Source organism: Klebsiella sp. JN_Kp126, from assembly GCF_033843325.1.
GTDB lineage: Bacteria > Pseudomonadota > Gammaproteobacteria > Enterobacterales > Enterobacteriaceae > Klebsiella > Klebsiella michiganensis.
Genome location: NZ_JAWXQV010000046.1, coordinates 145,509 through 154,874 on the forward strand (window position 1 = coordinate 145,509; position 9,366 = coordinate 154,874).

The window sequence follows — 9,366 nt, forward strand, 5'->3', positions numbered from 1 at the left end:
TCTTATTGACTGTACCCACAATAAACAACCCTGCAAAGGAGTTGAAGATGACTACCCCCTTAAAACGCAGCAACGTGCGTTACGGCATATTACTGTTTTTATTTCTGGCTACCGTATTTAATTATGCCGACCGGGCAACGCTGTCCGTCGTCGCGCCTATTATGAGCAAAGAGCTAGGCTTTGATCCCGAGGCGATGGGGCTGGCCTTTTCAGTTTTTGGTATCTCCTACGTCATTATGCAAATACCCGGCGGCTGGCTGCTGGATAAATATGGTTCGCGGCTGGTCTACGGCTGCGCGCTGATTGGCTGGTCGATCGTCACCATGTTTCAGGGAACGATCTATCTGTTCGCCAGCCCATTGATCGTACTGGTGATTCTGCGCCTGATGATGGGCGCGATTGAAGCCCCCGCCTTCCCCGCTAACAGCCGTCTCAGCGTACAGTGGTTTCCCAACAAAGAGCGCGGGTTCGTCACCTCGGTCTATCAGGCCGCGCAGTATATTTCTCTGGGAATTATTACGCCGCTAATGACGATTATTCTGCATAATTTAAGCTGGCACTACGTATTTTATTATATTGGCGCTATCGGCGTGGTGCTGGGAATATTCTGGCTGGTAAAAGTAAGAGATCCCTCTCATCATCCAAAAATTAACCAACAGGAGCTCGACTATATTCGCGAAGGCGGCGGCGAGCCGGAATTAGGCACGAAAAAAACGCAGCAGAAATTAACCCTCGCGCAGATTAAAAGCGTCTGCGTTAATCGCATGATGATCGGCGTGTATATCGGCCAGTTCTGCGTAACGTCCATTACCTGGTTCTTCCTGACGTGGTTTCCCACCTATCTCTACCAGGCCAAAGGTATGTCGATCCTCAAGGTCGGTTTTGTCGCCAGTATCCCGGCCATTGCCGGATTTATCGGCGGACTGCTCGGTGGGGTATTCTCAGACTGGCTGCTCAAACGCGGCTACAGCCTGACGACCGCCCGCAAGCTGCCGGTGATCTGCGGCATGCTGCTCTCCTGCGTGATTGTCGTCGCCAACTACACCACCTCGGAAGTGGTGGTGATCGCCGCCATGAGCCTGGCCTTCTTTGCTAAAGGTTTCGGTAACCTCGGCTGGTGCGTGCTGAGCGACACCTCGCCGAAGGAAATGCTGGGAATTGCCGGCGGGGTGTTCAACATGTGCGGCAACCTGGCGAGTATTATCACGCCGCTGGTTATCGGCGTGATCCTCGCTAATACCCACTCCTTTGATTACGCCATCCTGTACGTCGGTTCCATGGGCGTGCTGGGCCTGTTCTCCTATCTGTTTATCGTCGGGCCGCTGGATCGTTTGACGCTGACCCCGCGCGCCGCCTGATTTAAAACCCTGGCGAGCATTCGCCTCCGCTGTTTCGCATCACACTCCTGCGAAACAGCGGTTTTTTAGTAGGTTATCCCCGGCGGATTCACCTCCGATTGCGTCACCTCTTCGCCCTGCTCTCCCCAGCGCGCCAGCACTTTCTGATACTCGCCGCGAGCAATCGCGCCGTTCAGCGCCGCCTGCAGCGCCGGAGCCAGGCCGTTGCCCTTTTTGGTCGTGGTGGCAACGTACGCTTTTTTCGGCCCCAGGCCGACGACTTTGGTTTTGCCGCTGAGCGCCGCTTTATAGGCCGCCACCGACTGCGGCCCAAAGAACACGTCCGCGCGACCGGACTGAATATAGAGGTTACCCGAGGCGTCATCGGTCAGGTAGACCGGCAGCGCGGGTTGCCGCCCGGCGGCTTCGTTTTCGGCGTTCCAGCCGAGCAAAATCCGCTCCTGGTTAGTCCCGGACCCGACGATCACTTTTTTACCCGCGAGATCCGCCGGACCGCTCACGCGGGCGATATCGCTGGTTGATTTCACGGAAAAGGCCAGAGAGTCAACGCGATAGGTGGCAAAATCAAACTTCTCCTTCCGCTGCTCGGTCACCGCAATATTGACCAGCGCGACGTCGTAGCGTCCGGAAGTAATCCCCAGCGGCCAGTCCTCCCAGGCGGTGGGCACCAGCTTTAGCTTCAGCCCGAGGCTGCCGGCCAGCAGCCGGGCAATATCCGGGTCGCTGCCGATACGCGTGCGGTTATCGCTGGCCAACAGCGCCAGCGGCGGCGAATTGAGCGCCGAAATCGCCACCGTTAAGGTACCCGGCTCGACGAAGGCGTAATTTGCCGGGATCTTCGCGATCGCCTGCTCATCGCGGGTCACCGGCAGCGGCTGCTCGTTGGCGCGCAGGTCGATAGCCGCCTGCGATGCCGCAGATAAAGAGAGTAGTGTCAGGGCCAAAAGTCCGTTTCTCATGCCGCTAATACCCTCGATAAGAACTGCCGCGTACGCGGATGCTGCGGTTGGTTCAGCACGGCGTCGCTGCTGCCCTGCTCGACTATCTTGCCGTCGACCATAAACACCACCCGGTCCGCCACCTCTTTCGCAAAACCGATTTCATGGGTGACCACCACCAGCGTGGTGCCGGAGCGCGCCAGCTTTTTAATCACGTCCAGCACTTCCCCCACCAGCTCAGGGTCGAGCGCGGAGGTCGGTTCATCGAACAGCATTACCCGCGGGTTAAGCGCCAGCGCCCGGGCAATAGCGATGCGCTGCTGCTGGCCGCCGGACAGGTGCCGCGACCAGGCGTCGGCTTTATTGCGCAGTCCGACCACGTCCAGCAGTTCATATGCCCGCGCGATCGCCTCTTTGCGGGTCGCCTGCTTATGGGCGATGGGGGCCTCAATCAGATTTTCCAGCACCGTCAGATGCGGGAACAGGTTGAAGTTCTGAAATACGTAGCCGACGTTAACCCGCTGGCGGAGGATCTCTTTCTCTTTCAGCTCGTAGAGCTTGTCGCCTTTACGGCGATAGCCAATATAGTCGCCATCGATCTGAATAAAGCCTTCATCCACGCGCTCCAGATGATTAATCGCCCGCAGAAGCGTCGATTTTCCCGAACCGGACGGCCCGAGGATCACCGTCACCGTGCCGGGTTCGATTTCCAGCGATACGTCATCAAGCGCTTTATGGCGGCCAAAATATTTGCTGACGCCGGTGATGGAGATATGGCCGTTACGAGAGTTGGGCATGGGCGGACTCCTGGGGTTGTGGGCGACGAATGGACTCAACGCGGCGGCTGCTGCGGGCGCTATTGACCGCCGAGCGGCGTTCGCTGCGGGCCAGTCCGCGCTCGACCAGATACTGGATCAGCGACAGCACGCTGGTGATCGCCAGATACCAGGCGGCGCCGACCATCAGCAGCGGGATCACTTCCTGGGTGCGGTTATAGATCATCTGGATGGTGTAAAACAGCTCCGGCATCGCCAGCACGTAAACCATCGCCGTCCCCTTGGCGAGGCTGATAATTTCGTTAAAGCCCGCCGGTAAAATGGTGCGCAGCGCCTGCGGCAGAATAATGCGCAGGGTCCGACGGCTGGCCGGAAGCCCCAGCGCCGCCGCCGCTTCATACTGCCCGTGATCGACCCCGAGAAAGCCGCCGCGGATAATTTCGGCGGTGTAGGCGCTTTGCACCAGGGTCAGCCCGACAACGGCGGTAGAAAACTGCCCCAGTACGTTGATGGTCTCAAAGCTGGCCCAGCGAATCGCGGTGAACGGAATGCCTATCGCTAGCGTGTCGTAAAGATAGGAGAAGTTGTAGAGAATAATCAGCACCACGATCAGCGGCAGCGAGCGGAACAGCCAGATATAGCCCCAGGCCAGGCTGCTCAGCAGCCATGAACTGGAGAGCCGGGCCAGCGCCAGCAGGCCGCCGAGAATAACGCTCAGCGCCGTCGCCAGCAGGGTCAGCAGCAGCGTCTGCCCGAGACCTTCAAGGATCACCGGGTCAAAGAACCAGCGGGCAAAGACGCGCCACTCCCAGCGCGGGTTAAAGGCGACCGATTGAATCACCACCGCCAGCACCAGCAGCGCCAGCAGCGCGCCTACCGCCCGCAGCGGATAGCGCGCGGGGACAACCTTAATCGTTTCCTGGGTATGCATATTGGCTCCTTAAGCGCTCTGGCTCAGCGCGCTGACCGCCAGCGCTTTCGTAAAGCGCAGTCGACCATCGAACGGCGGCAGGCTGTACTCTTCCGGATCGCGGCTGAGGTCAAACTGCGCCTCGTAGCCCTGGCTCAGGTAGAGCCGCACCGCTTCCGGCTGCCGAAAACCGGTGGTCAGATAGATATGGCTGTAGCCCGCGAGCAGCGCCCGTCGCTCCAGCTCCTGCACCACTTTCGCCGCCAGCCCCTGCTGGCGCAGACGACGATGGGTCCAGATACGTTTGATTTCTGCCGTATGGGCATCTTTCGGTTTGTACGCGCCGGTGGCGATAATTTCCCCTTCGCGCTCCAGCACGATAAATAGCCCCTGCGGCGCCAGATACCATTCAGTCAGCTCGACTTCGGCATCGCGGGAGAAATAGTCGCCGTAGCGCGCGGCGTACTCGCCGAACAGGCCCTCAATAATCGGCTGCAGCTCCGGCGCTTCCGGAGAGACATCGCGGAATAGATCGCTCATCATGCCTCCTGTTAGTCGCCGAGTCCGGCCGGGTTGATTTCCGATTGCGGAATGCTCTCCACGCCTTCCCCCCAGCGGTTCAGCACCTTCGCGTAGTCGCCGCTGCGGATTGCGCCGTTCAGCGCCGTCTGTACCGGTTCAACCAGACCGCTGCCTTTTTTCACCGTCACGGCAATATGCGCCGCCTTCGGCCAGCCGCCGTCAACGCTGCCTACCAGCTTCGTTTTGCCGGTCAGCGCCGCTTTCCACGCGCCGATCACGTTGGGGCCGAAGAAGGCGTCGGCGCGCCCGGACTGCAGCGCCAGGGTCTGGGCGGCGTCGTCTTTGGTGTAGACCGGCGTAAACGGCTTCAGCCCCTTCTTGAGATTCTCGGCGTTCCACGCCAGCAAAATGGCTTCCTGATTGGTGCCGGAGCCGACGATAATCCGCAGCCCGGCAATATCTTCCGCTTTTTCAATTTTGCTCAGCGGACTGGTGCTCTTGACGTAAAAACCCAGCGAATCTTTGCGGTAGGTGGCGAAATCAAACTTCTCTTTGCGCTCTTTGGTCACGGTGATATTGCTGACCGCCGCATCATATTTGCCGGAAGCGACGCCGAGCGGCCAGTCCTCCCACGAGGTGGGTACCACATTCAGCTCCAGCCCGAGGCTGTCGGCCACCAGGCGGGCGATATCCACCTCGCTGCCGAGCAGGGTTTTGTTATCGTCAGAAAACACGGTCAGCGGCGGTGAGTTCAGCGCGGCGACCGCGACCGTCAGCTTACCCGGCACCGCCAGGTGGAGACCTTTCGGCAGCTGCGCGATAGCCTGCGGGTTTTTCGCCGTATGAATCGGCGTTTTGTTGGCTTCGAGGCTCACGCCGGTGCCGTTGATCGTGACGTTCTGCGCCCAGGATGACGCGCTAACGGCCAGCGCCAGCGCCAGTAATAGCGATTTTTTCTGCGTTTTCTGCATAGCGGGTGTTCTCTATTATTGTTTTTGGAATTGATTCACGGGCTCTGCCAGCCCTAAGCTTTCGCGCAGCGTGGTGCCGGGATATTCCCGGCGGAATAGTCCGCGCTGCTGAAGAATCGGTACCACCTGATCCACAAAGCGCGGGAAGGTATCCGGCGTACCGCCCTGGATAATAAAACCGTCCGTCGCGCGCTGTTCAAACCACTGCTGCAGACCATCCGCCACCTCTTCAGCGGTTCCGGCAAAGCGCGGTCGCGGGCTGGCCGCCTCCAGCGCCACCTGGCGCAGCGTCAGGCCGCGTTCGCGGGCATTGCGTTTTATCTCGTCGGTGGTGCTGCGAAAGCTGTTCTGCCCGAGGTCGCCGATATCCGGAAACGCCTCATCCAGCGGATACTGGGCAAAGTCGTGATGTTCAAAATAGCGGCCGAGATAATTCAGCGCGTCTTCAATCGATACCAGCGCAGCGGTGGTCTGGTATTGCTGCTCCACATCGTCGGCGCTGTCGCCAACGATGACGCTGACGCCCTGGAAGATATACAGTTCGCTCTCCCGGCGGCCGTGCGCTGCAAGCTGGCTTTTGACGTCGCGATAAAAGGCCTGCGCCTCCGCCAGCGACTCCTGATGGGTAAAAATAGCGTCTGCGTGGCTGGCGGCTAACTTTTTACCGTCATCGGAGGCGCCCGCCTGAAAGATAATGGGCCGGCCCTGCGGCGTGCGGGCAATATTTAGCGGACCGGCTACTTTAAAGAAATCGCCGTGATGATTAAGCGTGTGCAGCTTGTTTTTATCAAAGAACTGGCCGCTCTCTTTATTACGAATAAACGCGTCCTGCTCCCAGGAGTCCCATAGGCCTTTGACAACCTGCAGATATTCATCGGCAATACGGTAGCGCAGCGCATGATCGGGATGCTGGGCGCGGGAGAAGTTTTTTGCTGAACCTTCCAGCGGCGAGGTGACCACGTTCCAGCCCGCGCGGCCGCCGCTCAGATGATCGAGGCTGGCGAACTGGCGGGCGGTGGTAAAGGGTTCGCTGTAGGAGGTCGACAGGGTACCGACCAGGCCTAAACGCGAAGTTACCGCCGCAAGGGTAGATAATACGGTGAGCGGTTCAAAACGATTTAAAAAATGCGGGATCGATTTTTCATTAATATATAAGCCATCGGCAACAAAAATAAAATCGAGCTTGCCCTCTTCCGCTTTTAACGCCGTCTGCTTGACGAACTCAAAGTTAATACTGGCGTCGGCCAGCGCGGCCGGATGACGCCAGGCCGACATATTTCCCGATGCGCCGTGTAATATAGTACCAATGCGCAGCTGCCGTTGTTCAGACATCGTTAATCCTTAGTCAATGACCCTGAATAATTAAAGTGCTTTTAATGCCTTCTCTGCCAGATCGGCAAAGTAGTGCGCCGCCGGGGCGATTAAACGCTCATCCGGGTTAAACGCCGGATGGTGAAGACCAAATTCGCTGGCGCTGCCGATGCTGACGAACGCGCCGGGAATATGCTGAAGATAAACGGCAAAATCCTCCCCGCCGAGATGGAGATCCGCATGGTGCGTGCGGTAGCCAGACTTATCGGCCACGTCGCTGGCGAAAGCGGCCCAGCGCTCATCATTAACCAGCGCGGTCGGTCCGGCGTACCAGAAGACATCTATCTGCGCGCCGAAGGCGCTGGCGAAGCCGGCGGCAATCTCGCTCACCCGCGCTTTCACCCGCTGCTGGACTTCGCTGCTGTGGGTGCGCAGCGTACCTTCCAGCTCGACGCTTTCCGGCAGGACGTTCCAGGTATTGCCGCCCTGAATCCGCGTGACGCTAAGCACCACGGAATCGAGGGTATTCACTTCGCGACTGGCGACGCTTTGCAGCAGGGTCACCAGCTGGCTGGCCAGCAGAATGGCGTCCTTCCCTTCATGAGGCCGGGCGGCGTGAGCGCCTTTGCCGGTCACCTTAAACACAAAGCGATCGACGTTGGCGTAAAACGCGCCGCCTCGGGTGGCGAATTCGCCCACCGGCAGACCCGGTTCATTATGCATACCGAAAATGGCGGAAACGCCCTCCAGCACGCCGGCGCGAATCAGGGTTTTCGCGCCGCCGAAGCTCTCCTCCGCCGGCTGGAACAGAATACGGACGCGTCCCGCCAGCTGCGCTTCGCGTTGTTTCAGCAGTAAGGCCGCGCCAAGGATCACGCTGGTATGAATATCATGCCCGCAAGCGTGCATCACGCCGGCATTCAACGAGCGAAACGGCACGCTGGCCGCCTCTTCGATAGGCAGCGCATCGATATCGGCACGCAGGGCTATCACCTTATCGCCGCTGCCCACTTCGGCAACCGCGCCGGTTTTCAGTTCATAAGGCAGCAGGCTGATGCCGCCGCTCTGCAGCCAGTCGCGAATACGTGCGGTGGTGTCGACCTCCTGCAGCGAGAGCTCCGGGTACTGGTGCAGTTCGCGCCGCCAGCGAATTAACTGTTCGGCAAGGCTCATGGCTGCACCTCCGCGCTCAAATGCGCCCGGGCCAGCAGGCGCAGGGAGTTAAGGCGCGCCGCGCCATCGTTAATGGGCGTGTCGATAATAAATTCGTCGATGTTCCAGGCCGACTGCAGGGCATCCAGCTGCGCTTTCACCTGTTCCGGGGTGCCGAACAGCACCGCCGATTCCCGCCGGGCGATGCGCGTCGGCCTGCTGCCCGCCTGACGGGCAAAGGCGGCCGCCTGCGCTTCGCTGCCGACGGTGACCCGCTGGCCGTTTTCCAGCTCAACGCCCCACGTTTCGACGGATTTTGCCAGCTCCGCCGCCGTCGCGGCCTCTTCGGCCACGATGACCTGGACGGCAATAATCGCGTCGCGACGGCTCAGTTCGCGCCAGCGGGTTAACACCTCGCGCAGCAGCTGCTTATCGCCGTTGAGATGGGCGGCGAAGACGAAGTTCCAGTCCAGCTGCGCCGCAAGCTGCGCGCTCTCCAGGCTGGCGCCGAGCAGAAAGCCGTCGGCGCGACGCGGTGGGATCGGCGTTGCGCGGACGCTCTCCTCACCGTCGGCTTCGGTCAGCGACAGCCAGTTGTCGAGCTGCGCCAGCTGGTCGGCAAAACGCCCCTTTTGCTGTGGGTTAAGCCCCTGCTGCAACGCGCGAGTGGAGAGCGGCAGTCCGCCAGGGGCTTTGCCCACGCCCAGATCCACGCGGCCCGGAGCGAGGGAAGCCAGCATATTGAAGTTTTCCGCCACTTTATACGGGCTGTAGTGCTGCAGCATGACGCCGCCGGAGCCAACGCGAATCCTGCGGGTCTGGCCGAGGATCCAGGCAATGGCCAGCTCTGGCGACGGACTGGCGAGCTGGTCAGTATTGTGGTGTTCGGCTATCCAGAAGCGATGATAGCCCCAGGCTTCCGCCTGTTGCGCAAGCGTTAATGTACGCGCCAGCGCCTGGGCAGCCGTTTCTCCGGCTGCCAGCGGGCTTTTATCCAGAATACTGATTCGATAAGACATTTCGCAGGCTCATGTGGATTAACATGACTGCATTATTAGAAGCGCCCGCGGCTGGTGAGAAACAATTTATTTACATGTGCTCTGCCGGAAATTAGATATGCGGTGAGGTAACTGCCCCGGAGGCGATGCTGCGCTTAGCCGGGAAGAAGCCGCAGCAATGCCACGTGACGACACATTCCCCGGGTTGCGGCGTAAACGCCTTACCCGGGCTACGGGTTCCCGGCAATCCGCAGCCCGGTAGCCCGGTAGCCCGGCTAAGCGCAGCGCGAGCCGGGAAGAAGCCGCAGCTATGCCACGTCGCGGCATATTCCCCGGGTTGCGACGTAAACGCCTTACCCGGGCTACGGGTTACCAGCAATCTGCGGTTCGGTAGCCCGGCTAAGCGCAGCGCAAGCCGGGAAGAAGCCGC

General features: G+C 59.8%; 8 protein-coding genes and 1 pseudogene. 1 reads left to right on the plus strand and 8 read right to left on the minus strand.

Annotation, left to right across the window (positions count from 1 at the left end):
• The first annotated feature begins 47 nt into the window (after positions 1–47).
• A complete protein-coding gene (locus tag SIK97_RS06515) occupies positions 48–1,358 on the plus strand; it encodes an MFS transporter (RefSeq protein ID WP_048263002.1) in 1,311 nt (436 codons plus the stop codon).
• Positions 1,359–1,423: 65 nt separating this feature from the next.
• On the opposite strand, the gene SIK97_RS06520 is transcribed toward SIK97_RS06515, so the two are convergent.
• The 8 genes and pseudogenes from SIK97_RS06520 to SIK97_RS06555 all read right to left on the minus strand — a co-directional run.
• A complete protein-coding gene (locus SIK97_RS06520) occupies positions 1,424–2,317 on the minus strand; it encodes an ABC transporter substrate-binding protein (RefSeq protein WP_029946963.1) in 894 nt (297 codons plus the stop codon).
• Positions 2,314–3,093 carry an amino acid ABC transporter ATP-binding protein gene (locus tag SIK97_RS06525; protein ID WP_014229256.1) on the minus strand — a complete coding sequence of 260 codons (780 nt, stop codon included), beginning with the start codon at positions 3,091–3,093 and terminating at the stop codon, positions 2,314–2,316. Before SIK97_RS06525 ends, SIK97_RS06520 begins: the two co-directional genes overlap by 4 nt.
• Entirely contained in the window at positions 3,077–4,003 is a 927-nt protein-coding gene (locus SIK97_RS06530) for an amino acid ABC transporter permease (RefSeq protein WP_014229255.1), read from the minus strand. The genes SIK97_RS06525 and SIK97_RS06530 overlap by 17 nt, the downstream gene beginning before the upstream one ends.
• 9 nt (positions 4,004–4,012) lie before the next feature.
• Positions 4,013–4,522 (minus strand): GNAT family N-acetyltransferase, encoded by a 510-nt coding sequence (locus tag SIK97_RS06535; RefSeq protein WP_004120729.1) that lies wholly within the window; start codon positions 4,520–4,522, stop codon positions 4,013–4,015.
• A gap of 11 nt (positions 4,523–4,533) precedes the next feature.
• Positions 4,534–6,807, minus strand: a pseudogene (locus SIK97_RS06540) (NtaA/DmoA family FMN-dependent monooxygenase).
• Between the two features lie 30 nt (positions 6,808–6,837).
• A complete protein-coding gene (locus SIK97_RS06545; RefSeq protein ID WP_047723850.1) occupies positions 6,838–7,959 on the minus strand; it encodes an amidohydrolase in 1,122 nt (373 codons plus the stop codon).
• The gene (locus tag SIK97_RS06550) at positions 7,956–8,957 is read right to left on the minus strand and encodes an LLM class flavin-dependent oxidoreductase (protein WP_032749196.1); all 1,002 of its coding nucleotides are present in this window, start codon (positions 8,955–8,957) and stop codon (positions 7,956–7,958) included. The genes SIK97_RS06545 and SIK97_RS06550 overlap by 4 nt, the downstream gene beginning before the upstream one ends.
• 91 nt (positions 8,958–9,048) lie before the next feature.
• Positions 9,049–9,366: hypothetical protein (locus SIK97_RS06555; protein ID WP_319610927.1), on the minus strand; the 318-nt coding region annotated here is incomplete at its 5' end.

What these genes read in the sequence shown, in the direction of transcription:
- SIK97_RS06515 (WP_048263002.1), top strand. Translation starts at nt 48, where the DNA reads ATGACTACCCCCTTAAAACGCAGCAACGTGCGTTACGGCATATTACTG.
- SIK97_RS06520 (WP_029946963.1), bottom strand. Translation starts at nt 2,317, where the DNA reads ATGAGAAACGGACTTTTGGCCCTGACACTACTCTCTTTATCTGCGGCA.
- SIK97_RS06525 (WP_014229256.1), bottom strand. Translation starts at nt 3,093, where the DNA reads ATGCCCAACTCTCGTAACGGCCATATCTCCATCACCGGCGTCAGCAAA.
- SIK97_RS06530 (WP_014229255.1), bottom strand. Translation starts at nt 4,003, where the DNA reads ATGCATACCCAGGAAACGATTAAGGTTGTCCCCGCGCGCTATCCGCTG.
- SIK97_RS06535 (WP_004120729.1), bottom strand. Translation starts at nt 4,522, where the DNA reads ATGAGCGATCTATTCCGCGATGTCTCTCCGGAAGCGCCGGAGCTGCAG.
- SIK97_RS06545 (WP_047723850.1), bottom strand. Translation starts at nt 7,959, where the DNA reads ATGAGCCTTGCCGAACAGTTAATTCGCTGGCGGCGCGAACTGCACCAG.
- SIK97_RS06550 (WP_032749196.1), bottom strand. Translation starts at nt 8,957, where the DNA reads ATGTCTTATCGAATCAGTATTCTGGATAAAAGCCCGCTGGCAGCCGGA.